The sequence below is a fragment of the Vreelandella azerica genome (genome assembly GCF_013112225.1).
Taxonomy (GTDB): domain Bacteria; phylum Pseudomonadota; class Gammaproteobacteria; order Pseudomonadales; family Halomonadaceae; genus Vreelandella; species Vreelandella azerica.
Map to the genome: position 1 here is coordinate 101,492 of NZ_JABFHI010000005.1, position 16,112 is coordinate 117,603.

General features: G+C 58.7%; 12 protein-coding genes and 2 pseudogenes. 9 read left to right on the forward strand and 5 right to left on the reverse strand.

Annotated features, from left to right (window positions below; genetic code table 11):
• Positions 1-45: 45 nt before the first annotated feature.
• From HLB35_RS12645 to HLB35_RS12660, 4 genes are all read right to left on the reverse strand, one after another.
• Positions 46-414 carry a hypothetical protein gene (locus HLB35_RS12645; protein ID WP_171702863.1) on the reverse strand — a complete coding sequence of 123 codons (369 nt, stop codon included), beginning with the start codon at positions 412-414 and terminating at the stop codon, positions 46-48.
• Between the two features lie 109 nt (positions 415-523).
• Positions 524-1,171 (reverse strand): transglycosylase SLT domain-containing protein, encoded by a 648-nt coding sequence (locus HLB35_RS12650; RefSeq protein ID WP_171702864.1) that lies wholly within the window; start codon positions 1,169-1,171, stop codon positions 524-526.
• 94 nt (positions 1,172-1,265) lie between these two features.
• Positions 1,266-2,840 carry a cryptochrome/deoxyribodipyrimidine photo-lyase family protein gene (locus HLB35_RS12655; protein ID WP_171702865.1) on the reverse strand — a complete coding sequence of 525 codons (1,575 nt, stop codon included), beginning with the start codon at positions 2,838-2,840 and terminating at the stop codon, positions 1,266-1,268.
• A 52-nt stretch (positions 2,841-2,892) separates the two neighbouring features.
• The gene (locus HLB35_RS12660; RefSeq protein WP_171702866.1) at positions 2,893-3,345 is read right to left on the reverse strand and encodes a copper chaperone PCu(A)C; all 453 of its coding nucleotides are present in this window, start codon (positions 3,343-3,345) and stop codon (positions 2,893-2,895) included.
• A gap of 232 nt (positions 3,346-3,577) precedes the next feature.
• Between HLB35_RS12660 and hmuQ the strand changes: the two genes are divergently transcribed.
• A complete protein-coding gene (hmuQ, locus tag HLB35_RS12665; RefSeq protein ID WP_171702867.1) occupies positions 3,578-3,880 on the forward strand; it encodes a heme-degrading protein HmuQ in 303 nt (100 codons plus the stop codon).
• Between the two features lie 86 nt (positions 3,881-3,966).
• Here the strand turns inward: hmuQ and HLB35_RS12670 are convergent, their stop codons facing one another.
• Positions 3,967-4,839: a LysR substrate-binding domain-containing protein gene (locus HLB35_RS12670; protein ID WP_235937179.1), complete on the reverse strand. Its 873-nt coding sequence runs from the start codon at positions 4,837-4,839 to the stop codon at positions 3,967-3,969.
• Positions 4,840-5,019: 180 nt separating this feature from the next.
• On the opposite strand from HLB35_RS12670, the pseudogene HLB35_RS12675 reads away from it, so the two are divergent.
• From HLB35_RS12675 to etfB, 8 genes and pseudogenes are all read left to right on the forward strand, one after another.
• Positions 5,020-6,399: pseudogene (locus HLB35_RS12675) on the forward strand (L-serine ammonia-lyase).
• A gap of 613 nt (positions 6,400-7,012) precedes the next feature.
• The gene (gbdR, locus tag HLB35_RS12680; protein ID WP_171702961.1) at positions 7,013-8,101 is read left to right on the forward strand and encodes a choline metabolism transcriptional regulator GbdR; all 1,089 of its coding nucleotides are present in this window, start codon (positions 7,013-7,015) and stop codon (positions 8,099-8,101) included.
• Positions 8,102-8,317: 216 nt separating this feature from the next.
• Positions 8,318-9,295 carry a dipeptidase gene (locus tag HLB35_RS12685; protein WP_171702868.1) on the forward strand — a complete coding sequence of 326 codons (978 nt, stop codon included), beginning with the start codon at positions 8,318-8,320 and terminating at the stop codon, positions 9,293-9,295.
• 50 nt (positions 9,296-9,345) lie between these two features.
• Positions 9,346-9,891 carry a DUF5943 domain-containing protein gene (locus tag HLB35_RS12690; RefSeq protein WP_171702869.1) on the forward strand — a complete coding sequence of 182 codons (546 nt, stop codon included), beginning with the start codon at positions 9,346-9,348 and terminating at the stop codon, positions 9,889-9,891.
• Positions 9,892-9,905: 14 nt separating this feature from the next.
• Positions 9,906-11,978 (forward strand): dimethylglycine demethylation protein DgcA, encoded by a 2,073-nt coding sequence (gene dgcA, locus HLB35_RS12695; protein ID WP_171702870.1) that lies wholly within the window; start codon positions 9,906-9,908, stop codon positions 11,976-11,978.
• 79 nt (positions 11,979-12,057) lie between these two features.
• A pseudogene (locus tag HLB35_RS12700) lies at positions 12,058-14,008 on the forward strand ((Fe-S)-binding protein).
• Positions 14,005-15,273 carry an electron transfer flavoprotein subunit alpha gene (etfA, locus tag HLB35_RS12705; protein WP_171702871.1) on the forward strand — a complete coding sequence of 423 codons (1,269 nt, stop codon included), beginning with the start codon at positions 14,005-14,007 and terminating at the stop codon, positions 15,271-15,273. Before HLB35_RS12700 ends, etfA begins: the two are co-directional and overlap by 4 nt.
• A complete protein-coding gene (gene etfB / locus HLB35_RS12710; protein ID WP_171702872.1) occupies positions 15,263-16,069 on the forward strand; it encodes an electron transfer flavoprotein subunit beta in 807 nt (268 codons plus the stop codon). Before etfA ends, etfB begins: the two co-directional genes overlap by 11 nt.
• The last annotated feature ends 43 nt before the right edge of the window (positions 16,070-16,112 follow it).

The following is a 16,112-nucleotide window of genomic DNA, read 5'->3' on the forward strand; positions in this document are numbered from 1 at the left end:
TGACGCCAGTGGTTGAGCATTCAATAGCAACCAGCAATCTCTGAATTAACGCCGCTGCCAGGGCCAGCGGCGTTTTTTTGTCTCTCCAAGCTGAATAATAGCTGCATTAAGCGGTTCCAGAATGGCGCTGAGCTGGCGGTAGCAGACAGCGCTGCTAAGCACCCCGGGGCACTGTTTAAGCAGCAGGTCGCTGCCCTGGGAGGCCACCAGCAACTGCTTGGCGAGCAAAGGGGCGCCGAAAGCGGCCTGTTGATAACAGAGTTTCAGCTCACGGCTCAGCAGGGTGAGCAGGCTGGCATCCAGCCAGCAGGGCAGAGGGTCATCCAGGCGCCCCGCCATGGAGCCTTGAATAGCCTCGAAGGACGTGCGAATAAAGATCAGCGTTTGACGCAGTTGACGTGTTTCAGAGTTCATCGTGCCAAACCTTTGAAGACCCCGGCGGTTTAAGGATAACGACTCAGGCCGAAGGAGGGTTACAAATAATATTTATTCTCATTTAATCTAGCGGCATCCTCGGGTTCTGTCAATCCGCACGGCAAAATGGCCATATTTGATAAAAACTGTCGCACTGGAACTCACTTTCACAGCTGGCCAGTTGCGCGCTGTAACGACTGGCGCGCTGAGCGACCTGACGCGCTGCCCGCTGAACAGCCGGTTTTTGGCGATAGCTGCCGCGTTGATAACCGCCTGCACCTTCATGATAGGCCAGATACAGGTGTTCGGGGTTGTTCAGGGAGATGCCCGTCTGTGCCTGGGTGCGGGTGTTATACCAGCCGATAAAATCGGTGGCATGTTTCATATGGGTACGCCGAGCAAAAGTGCTGCCCGCCTGGTCGCGGTATTCTCCCCACACCGGATCCTGAGCCTGGGCGTAGCCTTTCGCTGACGACGGCCTGGGGCCGGGAATAAAGCCTAGAATCTTACTGCGCGGCGGTTTGGCATGGCTTCTGAATGACGACTCCTGCTGGATGAACGCCATCTGGGTGGCAATCGATGTGCCCCACTTTTCCTGGGAATCGTGGGCGTAATCGTACCAGTCCGGCTGTTCACGAAAGATCTCGCAGATATTGCTTTGTTCCTGCGGTGGGCTGGGGGCCAGCATGGCGCAGCCGGTCATGATAGAGGCCAGGCCTAGCAGGCTGAATAACCGTAGCAGTGATTTTCGGTGCATTATCGTTAACCGTTTTGTTCTGGCATGGGGGTTTGGAGCGTACTACTTAATCCGATACAAGTTTACTAGCTGGTGCAGAGACGTGCCCATGCTTCTAACTGTCACTAGCGGGCGTGCCGTCAACGAAAAGTGTTAGCTGGCGACTGGATACTGTGCGCCGTTTCGAGCGCTTGCGCCCTGGGGCAGAACTCTGGCTGGCAAGCTTACCCAGCAGTGCCTGGCTTTGCTGGCGTGCCTGCGGTGTACGTCTTAGCTGATAAAGGCAATCTTTCCAGTGGCGTGCTTCGCGTTCGAAATCATGTGGCAAAGGGTAGTCACTTCCCGGCTGAAACCCGAAGTGCTGGCGTAAAGATGTTGGCAATGCCCAGGGCTTTCTGCGCCACTCAAGCGGTAAGGCCGCCAGCTCCGGCACCCAATGGGCAATGAAATCCCCTTTTGGGTCGTTGTCTTCCGCCTGTTTGAGTGGGTTATAGACACGTAGGGCATTGGTGCCGGTTGCCCCGGACTGCATCTGGATCTGGGGGTAGTGAATGCCAGGTTCGTAATCGGTAAACAGCCGTGCCAGATGCAGTGCGGGTTCCCGCCAATGCAGTCCCAGCCCAAAGGTGGCGAAGGAAATCAGCATGGCGCGCATGCGAAAATTCAGCCAGCCAGTGGCGATCAGGCTGCGCATGCAGGCATCCACCAGTGGCACGCCGGTCTGCCCCTGCTGCCAGGCCAGCAGGTGCGGATGCTTCGGGTCGCGTTCGCGCAGGCCACGCAGCGCAGGGTGAAGCGTGCGGTATTCCATATCTGGCTGGCTTTCCAGCTTTTGGATGAAGTGGCAGTGCCAGTAAAGCCGCGATGTAAATGCTCTTAGGGACGCCGACCAGCGTGGGTCATGCTGATGCTTTTGACGTTGGCGGCGCAGGGACTGGACGACTTCGCGCAGGGACAGAGTGCCCCAGGCCAGATGTGGCGATAAGCGTGAGCCAAACTCCCAGGCCAACAAGGGGTTGGAAAGCGACCCGCGATAGCGCCGCCCGCGGTGTTGCACGAAACTCCGCCACAGGCCCCGGCCAGCCTGACGGCCACCAGGCTGGCGCTGAGTGCAGGGTGTTTGGTCATACCCTAAGGTGAGTGCGGGGAGCGAAGCAATGCTGACATGATGAAAGGCTTCCCAGCCGCTGGCCGGTTCAGCGTTGGCCGGGGCGGGGCAAGTCGCCGCTGCCATCAGGGTTTCCCATTGGGTCTCCCACTGCTGGCGCTGCGTTAGCCCGCGGATAACGCCATGCTGACGACTCTGGTGCCAGCTGACAGCGTTTGTCTGGCACCAGGCGGCGACGGCATCGTCACGGGCATGGCTCCAGGCATTGCCGGTTTCCTGATGCGAATGGAGGGCAAAGTCGCCGTAGCAAGCTTTTAGCGCATCTAGCAGCGCCAGTACGCTGCCTTGCCAGCAGCATAGTGGCAGATCAAGGCCTGCAAGCGCCTCAGCCAGGTCTATTAGGCCGTCAGCCGCAAACTGCCAGTGGCGTAACGCGCTGTCTGGCGTTTGCCACTGTTCAGGCTCAATGGCAAAAACAGGCAGAACCGGGCCATGGGCAGCTGCTTGTTGCAAGGGCTGGTGGTCATGAATGCGCAGGTCACGCTTGAACCACACGACCTGGACGATACGGTCTTCTGCCATGGGGTCACCCTATGGGAGAGGCCACCTTGCTGGGCTGATGGCGCTTGAGACGCTATTCCTGATGGTGACGCATTGGCATGACCGGTCGCACGGGGGCGTCAAGTTCCAGCGTTTCGCCGTTATCAAAGTTCAGGCTTACCCCGACCTGATCGCCTTCACTCACTGGGTTTTGCAGGCCAATCAGCATCAGGTGCAGGCCGCCGGGTGCCAATGTGGCAGAGCCACCGGCGGGTACTTCGATGGTTTCAATCTGACGCATCTGCATCACTCCGTCTACATCCACGTGGTTATGCAGCTCGGTATGCTCGGCAATGCTGTTGTCGGCACTGATCAGGCGAACCGCGCTATCACTACTATTATGCAAGGTCATGAAAGCGGCGGTGGCAGGCGAGCCGGGTGGTACCTCACGCACGTAAGGATCGTCGGCGGTCACGGTAGCGGCAGTGGCTGTTGCGGCAAATAATAGGCTGCCCAAGGCAAGCGTAGCAAAGCGTAATGTTGACATAAGAATTCTCTGGCGTGGCGGTAGAAAAAGTAGGGGTCACTAATATTGATGGTCTGCAGTTTTCATTATAAGCATTTTACCGACGCAACTTCCTCGCTGTGCGACACTTCGCTCCAGGCCGCAGGTGATAGGCGTCGAGTATCGTTGCGGTAGGTGGCGGTTTTCAAGCGCGCTGGAACAGGGTAGCGTTAACTTTTCCAGCATCAGATGGTTACGTTAAGGAGGCATCAGTATGTATATCGCCATGAACCGCTTTCGCATTGCGCCGGGTCGGGAAGAGGATTTCCTGGATATCTGGCGTAATCGCGATAGTTACCTGGATGAAGTACCGGGCTTCAAGTCGTTTCATATGCTCCAGGGTGAGAGCAAAGAAGACTGTACAGTATTTATTTCTCACAGCGAATGGACGTCACAAGCCGCGTTTCGCGCCTGGACCAAATCCGAGGCATTCCGCAAGGCGCATGCCAACGCCAAGGCGCCCGAAGGGATCTATCTTGGCCCGCCGCAGTTCGAGGGCTATGACGTCGTGCTTTGAGGGCTGCCATGTTTGAGGTTACGCCTGGCCCATATCTGCGCGCTGGTCACGCCGGGCTTCCTCGACCAACCAATCATGCACGGCGGCTACCCGACGGTCATCCAGTGCCCCCGGCGCATGCACAATGCCATACTGTTGCCGCCGGTGGCCACACGCTGGCCAAACAAAGTGGTCAAGGCCCCGCTCTCGAGTTCATCGGTGATCAGGGTGCGGCGCGCAATCGCCACACCCATCCCTGCAATGGCAGCTTCCATGGTCAGCTGATTGCGGTTGAAGGTATAACCGCGACGCACGTTGATATGCGGCGCGGCGATGGCTTTCAGATAGTGCTCCCATTCCGCGTAGTCATGGCTGCCGCGCCAGGCGGTCACATCATGCAGCAGTGGAAAATAGGCCAGATCTTCCGGGCGTTCCAGCGGTGGCTTGCCTGTCAACAGGGCGGGCGCACATACCGGAAAAATCAGCTCATCCATCAAAGGGGTAATGCTGAAGCCCGGGTAATAGCCATCGTTGAGATCAATCGCCAGGTCGAAATCCCCGTCGCGCAGCGAGATATTGCTGTCCTCAGCGATAATCTGCAGTTCAATATCCGGAAAGCGCGCCTGAAGCGTTGGCAGGCGCGGCATCACCCACTTGTTCAGAAACGATGGCACGCTGCGCAGGCGCAGAATGCCACTCATCACCCCAGAGCGCAGGCGGTGCACTTCCTGTTCGACGGCCTGATAAGCCTCTTCGGTCACTGCCGCCAGGCGTTGCCCTTCATCAGTTAATTCCAGGCGCCGGGTCAAACGCCGGAACAGGCGAAATCCCAGGCGCGCTTCAAGCTGCTTGATCTGCTGGCTGATGGCGCCGGTAGTGACATGCAGTTCCTCCGCCGCACGGGTGAAAGAAAGGTGCCGGGCGCTGACGCTGAATACCTTGAGCCAGGCATGGGTCTGGGCATTGAGATGTCGGTTCATGGTTTAGTTTTACTAAATCAAGGAAGAGATATTTTCGATTGTGCTGACCTGTATATCCCACCAACAATAGCGCATAAGCTTGGGTAAGGCCGATAAAATAACAGATAGTTTAGTAAAATTAACCTATAACGATAATGTTGTCTTAATGGCGATGCTTGATGTCGCCTGGGGGTAAGCAGGATGTCAATCAGTGTGTTCGATCTGTTCAAGATTGGGGTAGGGCCATCAAGCTCGCATACCGTCGGGCCAATGCGGGCGGCCTTTGATTTTCTGGCTGAACTGCGCGTTCAGCAAGTGTTGCCCCAGGTGGCAAGGGTCGAAGTGCAGCTATACGGCTCGCTATCTGCCACTGGCATCGGGCATGGCACCGACCGAGCGGTGATCATGGGGCTGATGGGGGAGCGCCCTGACGAGATTGATCCAAACGTCATCAGCCCACGTATCGAAACCTTGCTGGAAACCCAGACACTGCTGCTCGACAACCGGTTGGCCATCGCCTTTGATTGGCTCAGGGATATGCAGTTGCATGATGAGTGTCTGCCTCATCATCCCAATGCCATGCGCTTGATTGCCTACGGTGCCAAGGGGGAACTGCATCGCAATACCTATTACTCCGTCGGGGGCGGCTTTGTGGTGGATGAAGCCCAGGCTTGCGAAGGCGTGCTGGATAGCGACACCACCGTGCTGCCTTATGATTTCAATTCCGCGGCTGAGCTGATGGCGCTATGCCAGCAGCATGGCTTGAGCATCAGTGAACTGATGCTGGAAAACGAAAAAGCTTGGCGTAGCGAAGCGCAGGTGCGTGCAGGACTATGGGATATCTGGCGGGCCATGCAGGCCTGCGTTGAGGCTGGGTTGCAAAGCACTGAAAGTATCCTGCCTGGAGGCTTGAACGTCAGGCGCCGGGCCGCCAGCCTGCATCGGCGGCTGGAGATTTTTGAGGATAACCCCAGCCTGATTACCTCAACGTTTTCGGCCATGGATTGGGTCAACGTCTTTGCTCTGGCGGTTAACGAAGAGAATGCCGCGGGTGGGCGCATGGTCACTGCTCCCACCAATGGGGCTGCAGGCATCATCCCTGCGGTGCTGCATTACTATATGAAATTCCAGCCGGATGCCTGCGAACGCAATGTGGTGGATTTTTTGCTGGCGGCTGGGGCGGTGGGGATCCTGTGTAAAAAAACGCGTCGATTTCCGGTGCCGAGGTGGGCTGTCAGGGAGAAGTTGGCTCGGCCTGTGCCATGGCCGCTGCTGGGCTGGCCGAGGTTATGGGGGCAGCGTGGGACAAGTGGAAAACGCCGCTGAAATTGGTCTTGAGCATAACCTGGGGCTGACTTGCGACCCGGTAGGGGGCTGGTGCAGGTGCCGTGTATCGAGCGTAATGCAATCGCTTCCGTCAAGGCCATCAATGCTGCCCAGATGGCGCTGCGCGGCGACGGTGAGCATTTTATTTCACTGGATAAGGCGATTCGCACCATGCGCGATACCGGCCGCGATATGCAGGACAAATACAAGGAAACCTCCAAAGGAGGTCTGGCGGTCAATGCGATTGAATGCTGATCATTGAGTGTCTGACTCAGGTATTGGCAAACAGTTGAGCGCGCGCCGGGCAGAGAAAAATCTCGTCCGGCGTTTCTTTTTTAGCTAAGTTTGAGAGCGACGCCCATATATTCAAAAACGACACTTGCCGGACTGTGAAGGGTTGAAAGATTAATTAGTGGAAAATGCGTATGTCAAAATACGACATAAGCGTTACATTCGAGCTAGGGTCTGTTGACGTTTACTCACGGCCGCGACAGAGACCCTTTTGGTGCAGAGCAAGGCGTGAGGAGCGTGATTGGGTAGTTCCCAATTAGCGACGAACAACGCAGGGCTGTGCCAAAAGGGCCCTGTCCCTTTGGGTTGCGCGCCAAAGAATGCCATGCGGCGTTGCACCACTCGGTAAGGGTACCACCATTGCCGTCGTGTCGCGCCTTGCCTGATGCCCTTTGGCGCAGCAACGCGGTTCGCGATGAAACGTCAACAGACCCTAGGGCTTGCCTTTCAGCGACAGACCACCCTCAGGAAAGGTCGCAGAAAGACAGATAACAGATACAAAAAGAAAATCGCTGAAGCGATGGGTGGCTGAGAGGAGATTCAACCATGACAACAAACAAAGAGAGGGCTTGCGCGCCTGCGGCAGACCATTGGCTTTTTACTGTTGGATAATTTTACTCTGATTTCACTGGCATCAGCCATTGAGCCACTGCGCATGGCGAACCAGTTGGCTGGGCGCGAGCTTTATCGCTGGTTCACCATCAGCCTGGATGGCACCACAGTGAGCGCCAGTGATGGCTTGAAAACCGTGCCGGATGCCACCACCTCAACGCCGTTAGCGCTGGATATGGTTATCGTTTGCGGAGGCGTAGGGCCTAGCCGCAGCGTGCAGCGTGAACATCTCAACTGGCTGCAGTCCCAGGCGCGGGCATCGCGGCGTTTGGGCGCTGTGTGTACCGGCAGCTGGGCGCTGGCCAAGGCCGGGTTGCTGGATGGCTACGAAACCAGCGTTCACTGGGAATGCCTGGCGGCCATGCAGGAGGCCTTCCCACGGGTGGCGCTATCCACTCGTCTGTTTACTATCGACCGCGACCGGGCAACGGCGTCCGGCGGTGCGGCGCCGCTGGATATGATGCTTAACCTGATCGGGCGTGACCACGGCCGTGAGCTGTCGGCCGGTATTTCCGAGATGTTTATCTGCGAACGGGTACGCGGCGAGCAGGATCTGCAGCGGGTGCCGCTCAAGCATGTGCTGGGCACGACCCAGCCCAAGCTGCTGGAAATTGTCGCCCTGATGGAAGCCAATCTTGAGGAGCCGATTGGCCTGGACGAGCTGGCGCATTATGTCAGCGTTTCGCGCCGCCAGCTGGAGCGCCTTTTCCAGAAATACCTGCACTGTTCGCCCTCGCGTTACTACCTCAAGTTACGCCTGACCCGTGCCCGCCAGCTGCTCAAGCAGACCTCCATGCCGATTATCGAAGTGGCCACGGCCTGCGGTTTTGTTTCCACGCCGCACTTTTCCAAGTGCTACCGGGAATTCTTTGGCATCCCACCGCGGGATGAACGCCTGGGGATCAATGGCCGAGCACCGGCGAAGTCGGTGATGGAAATGGCCGCTCTCGACTCTGCCCGCCATGATGAGCCTACATCACCGGTTTCCAGCGCTGTGCTGGCACTGGCCCAGGCTCAGGGAGAGCCGACCTACGCCAGCGTCCGGCTGTTATAGCAACAGCCTGCTGTTCTGATGGTTCGTTAACCGCGCCTTATGCGAATAGGGCGCGGTTAATTTTGTAAGTCAGTCCCAGGCGTATCGCAATTGCGACACCGCTGACGTTTTTGGAATTCTACCTGTCGTTTTCAAACGCCGCTGCAAAGGTGGGGGCGCTATGCTGCCGACACATTAATTTCATAGACCTTTTTATAGACGTGTTGGAGTGCCGCCATGACCCCGCGTGAATTACACGATGACAGTATCATTATTGATGGCCTGATAATTGCCAAATGGAACCGTGAACTGCTTGAAGATATGCGCCGTGGTGGACTGACAGCGGCCAACTGTACGGTGTCTGTGTGGGAAGGCTTTCAGGCCACGGTGGATAATATCGTCAGCACCCGCCAGCTGATGGCAGAGAGCAGCGATCTGGTGCGGCCTGTCCACACTACGGCCGATATCCTGCGTGCTAAGGAAGAAGGCAAGACGGGCATTATCTTTGGCTTCCAGAATGCCCATGCCTTTGAAGATCAGATTGGCTATGTGGATATCTTCAAGCAGCTTGGCGTTGGCATCGTGCAGATGTGCTACAACACCCAGAACCTGGTGGGTACCGGCTGCTATGAGCGTGACGGCGGGCTTTCCGATTTTGGTCGCGAGATTGTCGCTGAAATGAACCGCGTCGGCATGATGTGCGACCTTTCCCACGTGGGAAGCAAGACATCCGAAGAAGTGATTCTCGAATCGCAAAAGCCGGTGTGCTATTCCCACTGCCTGCCTTCCGGCCTCAAGGAACACCCGCGCAACAAGTCTGATGAAGAGCTCAGGTTCATTGCCGACCACGGCGGCTTTGTCGGTGTCACCATGTTCACGCCCTTCCTGCGTGCGGGTGTCAACGCCACTGTGGATGACTACGTAGAAGCGATTGATTACGTCATGAATATTGTCGGTGAGGATGCCATCGGTATCGGCACGGACTTTACCCAGGGGCATGATCAGGCGTTCTTTGAATGGCTGACCCATGACAAGGGCTATGCCCGCCGTCTGACCAGCTTCGGTGAAATCATCAACCCTAAGGGTATCCGCACCATTGGCGAGTTCCCCAACCTGACGGAAGCACTGCTGAAGCACGGTTTCAGCGAATCCCAGGTGCGCAAGATCATGGGCGATAACTGGGTGCGTATTCTTAAAGATGTATGGGGCGAGTAAGCCATCTGACGTTCTAGCAAACCAATAATAACGCTACAAGGAACACCACCGTGACCAAGACCGCCCCTGAACTGCCTATTGAAGTGGATAGCGAAACCGGTGTCTGGACAACCGATGCGCTGCCCATGCTGTACGTGCCACGCCATTTTTTTATCAACAACCATATGGCGGTAGAGGACGCCCTGGGCGCTGAAAAGTATGCCGAGATTCTTTATCACGCCGGTTACAAAAGCGCCTGGCACTGGTGCGAAAAAGAAGCCGAGCTGCATGGGTTAAGCGGCACTGAGGTGTTTGAACATTACATGCTGAGGCTTTCCCAGCGTGGCTGGGGCCGGTTTATTACCGAACAGATCGACCTGTCGGCAGGCACTGCCAAGGTGCGCCTGGAGCACAGCGCCTTTGTCTATCAGCTGGGCAAAACCGGCCGCAAGGTGGAATACATGTTCACCGGCTGGTTTGCCGGTGCCATGGATCAGATTCTGCAAGCGTCCGGCAGTGATCTGCGCACCGTCGCCGAGCAGACCCAGAGTGGCGCCGAACCAGGCTGCGACGTGGGTTACTTTGAAGTCACTCCGCGTTCGCAATCCACGCTTTAAAGGAGACAACACCGATGGCATTCGAGGCAATCTTCCAGCCGATCGAGATTGGCAAACTCACTATCCGTAACCGGGTTGTCAGCACAGCCCATGCAGAAGTGCATGCCACGGATGGTGGCATGACCACCGAACGTTACGTCAGATACTACGAGGAAAAGGCCAAGGGTGGGTGTGGTCTGTGTATCTGCGGCGGTTCATCGGTTGTCTCGATTGATAGCCCTCAGGGCTGGTGGAGTTCGGTCAACCTGTCGACTGACCGGATCATTCCCCATTTTCAGAATCTGGCCGATGCCGTACACCAGCACGGCGGCAAGATCATGATCCAGATTACCCATATGGGACGGCGCTCGCGCTGGGACGGCTTCGACTGGCCGACCCTGGTGTCGCCCTCCGGCATTCGTGAGCCGGTTCACCGCTCCACCTGCAAGACTATTGAGGAAGAAGAAATCTGGCGGATTGTCGGTGACTTCGCCCAGGCCGCTCGGCGGGCCAAGGAAGGCGGCCTGGATGGCGTTGAGCTGTCTGCCGTGCATCAGCATCTGATCGACCAGTTCTGGAGCCCACGGGTCAACAAGCGCACCGACCAGTGGGGCGGTAGTTTCGAGAACCGCATGCGCTTTGGTATGGAGGTGCTCAAGGCCGTACGTGCGGAAGTCGGTGACGACTTTGTGGTGGGTATGCGTATCTGTGGCGATGAATTCCATCCGGACGGCCTCAACCAGGATGACATGAAGCAGATCGCTGCCTATTACGATGCCACCGGCAAAGTGGATTTCTTTGGCGTTGTGGGCTCCGGCTGCGATACCCACAACACCCTGGCCAACGTCATTCCCAATATGAGCTACCCGCCGGAGCCTTTCCTGCATCTGGCGGCGGGCATCAAGGAAGTGGTCAGCGTACCGGTGATTCACGCCCAGAATATCAAGGACCCCAACCAGGCCCAGCGCATTCTGGAAGGTGGCTATGTGGATCTGGTTGGTATGACCCGAGCGCATATTGCCGACCCGCATATCATTGCCAAGATCAAGATGAATCAGGTTGACCAGATCAAGCAGTGTGTGGGGGCCAACTACTGCATCGACCGCCAGTATCAGGGGCTGGATGTGCTGTGTATCCAGAATGCGGCGACGTCGCGGGAATATATGGGCCTGCCGCATATCATCGAAAAATCCACAGGGCCAAAGCGCAAGGTTGTGGTGGTCGGCGGCGGGCCGGGTGGGATGGAAGCGGCTCGCGTGGCCGCCGAGCGTGGCCATGATGTGGTGCTGTATGAAGCTGGGTCAGAGCTTGGCGGGCAGATCACCATTGCCGCCCAGGCACCCCAGCGCGACCAGATTGCCGGTATTACCCGCTGGTACCAGCTGGAGCTGGCGCGTCTGAAAGTCGATGTGCGCCTGAATACCCGCGCTGACGCTGCGGAACTTAGCGCCCTGCAGGCGGATGTTGTGGTGCTCGCCACTGGTGGCCAGCCGTTTCTGGAGCAGACCCCGGAGTGGGGCTACTCACCAGTGGCGGAAGACAGCCTGGTGGTCAGCAGCTGGGACATTCTCAGCGGTAAGGTCGCGCCCGGCAATAACGTGCTGATCTACGACACCATCTGTGAGTTTGCCGGCGTTTCAGCGGCTGACTTCCTGGCGGATAAAGGCGCCAAGGTGGAAATCGTCACCGACGATATCAAGCCCGGCGCAGCGGTAGGGGGCACCACCTTCCCGACCTATTACCGCAGCCTGTATGAAAAGGAGGTCATCATGACCTCAGACATGATGCTGCATAAGGTCTACCGTGAAGGGGATCAGCTGGTGGCGGTGCTGGAAAACGAGTACACCGGTCAGCAGGAAGAGCGGGTCGTCGATCAGGTGGTAGTCGAAAACGGCGTTCGTCCGGATGAAGCGCTGTATTACGCGCTCAAGGAGCAGGCGCGCAATCATGGTCAGCTTGATCTTGAAGCCCTGTATGCCGCTCAGGCGCAACCCTGTCTGAGCAGTGAGGGTGAAGGTTTCCTGCTGTTCCGGCTGGGGGACTGCACCGCACCGCGTAATATCCATGCGGCCATCTATGATGCCCTGCGGATCTGCAAGGATTTCTGAGCGCCCAGCGTTTGCGATGTGCTGGAAAAATGTTCTGGAAATAGCTTCTGGAAATAGCTTCTGGAAATAGGTGATTGCCATGCTTGAAACGCTGCTGCCCATTGTCATTTTTGCGTCGCTGGCGCTGGCTGGTGTAGGCGCCTGGCGTCGCATCAGCCTGTGGCGCCAAGGGCGCGCGGCCCGTGTTGATCTGCTCAAGGGGCTGATGGCTCTGCCCCGCCGCTATCTGGTGGATCTACATCATATTGTGGAGCGCGACCGCTATATCTCGCATACCCACGTGGCGACAGCGGGGGCTTTGTGGCCGCCGCCGTGCTGACGCTGATAGTGCATGGCCTGGGGCTGGCGGGCGGTGTGCTGGGCTGGCTGCTACTGCTGGCCAGTGCGACCATGTTTGTGGGCAGCATCCTGGTGGCAAAACGCCGGATCAACCCGCCCGCACGCCTCTCCAAAGGCCCCTGGATGCGCCTGCCCAAGAGTCTGATGGCGTTTTCAGCCGGTGTCTTTCTGGTGACCCTGCCAACCGTCGGCGTGCTGCCGCCGGATGCAGGCTACTGGCTGCTTGGGCTGGTGCTTCTGGTCGTCGTCAGCGGCGGTCTGGCCGAAATGTTTTTCGGTATGACCTGGGGCGGGCCGATGAAACACGCCTTTGCTGGCGCGCTTCATCTGGCCTTTCATCGTCGCCCGGAGCGCTTTTCCACACCCGAGGGTGCTGGGCGTTCCACTGGCCTTAAAGCGCTGGATCTGGACGATGATAAGGCACCGCTGGGGGTCGAGAAGCCGACTGACTTTACCTGGAACCAACGGCTTGGTTTTGATGCCTGCGTACAGTGCGGGCGCTGTGAAGCGGTGTGCCCTGCCTTTGCTGCCGGGCAGCCGCTCAACCCCAAAAAGCTGATTCAGGATATGGTGGTTGGCATGGTAGGCGGCTCAGATGCGGCCTACACGGGCAGCCCCTATCCGGGCAAGGCCGTGGGTGAGCACCACGGCGACCCTCACGGCCCCATCGTTGCTCGCGAAGGCCAGGCGCTGCTGGATGCCGAGACGCTATGGTCCTGCACGACCTGCAGAGCCTGCGTGGAAGAGTGCCCGATGATGATCGAGCATGTTGACGCCATTGTGGATATGCGCCGCCACCTGACTCTGGAACGCGGCCAGACCCCCAACAAGGGCGCCGAGGTGCTGGAAAACCTGATTGCCACGGATAACCCCGGCGGCTTTGACCCCGACTCGCGCCTGCACTGGGCGGCGGATCTGAATCTGCCCAACATTGCCGATCTTGGCCAGGTGGATGTGCTGCTGTGGCTGGGTGACGGTGTGTTTGATATGCGCAGCCAGCGGACCCTGAGAGCCTTCGTCAAGGTGCTGAGAGCCGCCGGTGTCGACTTTGCGGTGCTGGGTAATGCCGAGCGCGATAGCGGTGATGTAGCGCGGCGCCTGGGTGATGAAGCGACGTTTCAGGCCTTGGCAAAACGCAATATCGCCACTCTTAACCAGTATCAGTTCTTGAGAATTGTCACCTGTGATCCGCACAGCTTCCATGTGCTCAAAAATGAGTACGGCGAGCTGGGGGTAATTACCATGTTAATCATCATTCCACCTATATTGCCGAGCTTTACCGTGAGGGGCGGCTAGCCTTCAGCCCCTGGAAAGGCGGTAGTGTGACCTATCACGACCCCTGCTATCTGGGCCGCTATAACGGTGAATATGACGCCCCGCGTGATGTGTTGAAAGCGCTGGGTATTGAGGTCAGGGAAATGCAGCGTTCCGGCTACCGTTCGCGCTGCTGTGGTGGCGGCGGTGGGGCGCCGATCACCGATATTCCCGGCAAGCAGCGGATTCCTGACATGCGCATGCAGGATGTCGGCGAAACCGGGGCTGACCTGGTGGCGGTGGGCTGCCCGCAATGTACGGCCATGCTGGAAGGCGTGGTGGATGCTACCGCCGAGGTGCGTGATATAGCCGAACTGGTGGCCGATGCCCTGGTGGCGTCTCCGGCCAGTATTCAGGCTGAGGAGGTAACTGCATGAGTGAACTCAAACGCCGTAACCCACGCCTTGAGTGGATTGCCCGCAACCGTCTGCATCCAGAGCATGCCAGCGTGCTGGCCACACTGGGTCAGGGGCAAGCCAGCGAATGGCAGGGCCCCAATGGCCTGAGGCGCAAGAATCCCCATGCCATCGGCTTTATGGGCCCTAACGGCATCAAGCGGATTGACCGAAGCGGTGCCCAGCAGGGAAGCGCCCGCCAGGCCGGTGGGGCAGCCCAGGTGCAGGAAAGCCGCCGCGCGGTGGTGATTGAGTCTCCTGCCTTTTATATCGCTGTAGTGCCGGATATGACGGGCGGCCGCCTGTCATCCCACGATAAAGACCTGCTTGGCCTGGCCCGCCAGCTGGCGGACGCCAAGGAAGATGTCCCAGGAGCCGTGCTCGCTATTCTCCCGGCGGAACACAGGGAGCAGCAGCTGGGGGACGCAGGCATTGACAGGGTGATTATTCTGCCCGAAGCCCCGGCAGGCCAGTTTGGCCCTGATCATCAGCTGCCTCTGTTGGAAAGCGTTGAGCGCACCTTTGGCCCGCGCCACTGGCTGGTGCCGGATTCTGCCCTGGGCGGTGGAGACCTTGGCCGCCGCCTGGCCATGCGTTTGCAGGAAAGGCCCGCCACCGGCGTGTGGCGGATCGAGCCGGACGACTCAGCACCGCTGGGTTGGGGGTGCACGGCTCGCGGAGCGGCGGACAGCCTGGACATCCAGCGCCCGCTGCCCAGGGTGGTGCTGGCGCTGGCGGAATGCGCTGAGCCGGTTGACCAAAGCCGTCATGCTGCCGAGGCGCTGACGCTGGAAGGCACGCCGTCGGCGTTTGCCACGCGTATCAATGATCAGGGGGCGGTGGCCGTCGACCCGGCCAGCATTGCCCTGGCTGAGGCGGAATTTATCCTTTCCGGCGGTAACGGCGTCAAGGATTGGGAGGGCTTTCATCAGGCCGCCAAAGCCTTGGGCGCCACCGAAGGCGCATCACGGGTGGCCGTCGATGATGGCTTTATGGCGCGTGACCGCCAGGTGGGCGCCAGTGGCACCTGGGTGACGGCAAGGGTTTATCTGGCAGTCGGCATTTCCGGCGCCATTCAACACCTGCAGGGTATTCAGAGCTGTGACAAGGTGATTGCCATCAATATGGATGCCGGCTGTGACATGATCAAACGCGCTGATCTGGCCGTGATTGGCGACAGTACGCAGATTCTGGCCGCGCTGGTGGCCAAGGTTCAGCAACAAGGAGGGGCGCGCGATGCAGCCTGATAAAGCGCTGGATATTGCCGTGCTGGTATCCCTGGGCCGCCACCCGCTCACCGGGCGCCCACGGCGCGCCGATCACGATGCTCGCGGCGTTGAGCTGGCGCTGGGGGTGGAATCCCAATACGCCAACGCCCAGCTGGAACTGGTTCACGCTGGCGCCTGTAACACCGAGAGTGAAACCGCACTGCGAAGCTATCCGGGTATGGCCGGCCTGCCGTCGATGACCCTGCTGGAGCAGGAGGAGGGCGCTGACGTCATTCCGGTGCTGGGTGACTACCTTGCCCAGCGTGAGCCTCAACTGGTGCTGACCGGTTGCCGCGCAGAACGCGGTGAAGGCTCCGGGTTGCTGCCCTACGCGCTGGCGGAGCGCCTGGGCTGGCCGGTCGTCAACAACCTGGCGGTGATCGAGCGCATTGAAAACGGGGTGGCCACGGTGCTTCAGGCCTTGCCACGTGGCCAGCGCAAACGCCTTCAGGTACGCCTGCCCGCCCTCATGAGCGTGGATAGCGCTGCCCCGGCGCCACGTCAGAGTGCCTTTGGCCCCGCGCGGCGGGCACAATTTGATTCTCAGGCGCTGGCCTCCGAGCCTGATGCTGAGCTGGCGCAATGGTCGCTTTCAGCAGCGCGCAAACGGCCAAAACGGCTGAAGATTGTCAAGGCCGCTTCTGCACGGGAGCGTTTCAAAGCCGCCGCCGCCAAGGCCGAAGGCGGCAGTGGCCAGGTGCTTGATGGAGTGAGTGCCGACCAGGGTGCTGATGCCATTCTCAAGCTGCTTAATGAAGAAGGTGTGCTGCGCTGACCCCGAATCAGTCGCAGTGTCAGAAAGGGCAAGGCTAGCGTTT

Coding starts and splice junctions, on each gene's coding strand:
- HLB35_RS12645 (WP_171702863.1), bottom strand. CDS start 414: ATGAACTCTGAAACACGTCAACTGCGTCAAACGCTGATCTTTATTCGC.
- HLB35_RS12650 (WP_171702864.1), bottom strand. CDS start 1,171: ATGCACCGAAAATCACTGCTACGGTTATTCAGCCTGCTAGGCCTGGCC.
- HLB35_RS12655 (WP_171702865.1), bottom strand. CDS start 2,840: ATGGCAGAAGACCGTATCGTCCAGGTCGTGTGGTTCAAGCGTGACCTG.
- HLB35_RS12660 (WP_171702866.1), bottom strand. CDS start 3,345: ATGTCAACATTACGCTTTGCTACGCTTGCCTTGGGCAGCCTATTATTT.
- hmuQ (WP_171702867.1), top strand. CDS start 3,578: ATGTATATCGCCATGAACCGCTTTCGCATTGCGCCGGGTCGGGAAGAG.
- HLB35_RS12670 (WP_235937179.1), bottom strand. CDS start 4,839: ATGAACCGACATCTCAATGCCCAGACCCATGCCTGGCTCAAGGTATTC.
- HLB35_RS12685 (WP_171702868.1), top strand. CDS start 8,318: ATGACCCCGCGTGAATTACACGATGACAGTATCATTATTGATGGCCTG.
- dgcA (WP_171702870.1), top strand. CDS start 9,906: ATGGCATTCGAGGCAATCTTCCAGCCGATCGAGATTGGCAAACTCACT.
- etfA (WP_171702871.1), top strand. CDS start 14,005: ATGAGTGAACTCAAACGCCGTAACCCACGCCTTGAGTGGATTGCCCGC.
- etfB (WP_171702872.1), top strand. CDS start 15,263: ATGCAGCCTGATAAAGCGCTGGATATTGCCGTGCTGGTATCCCTGGGC.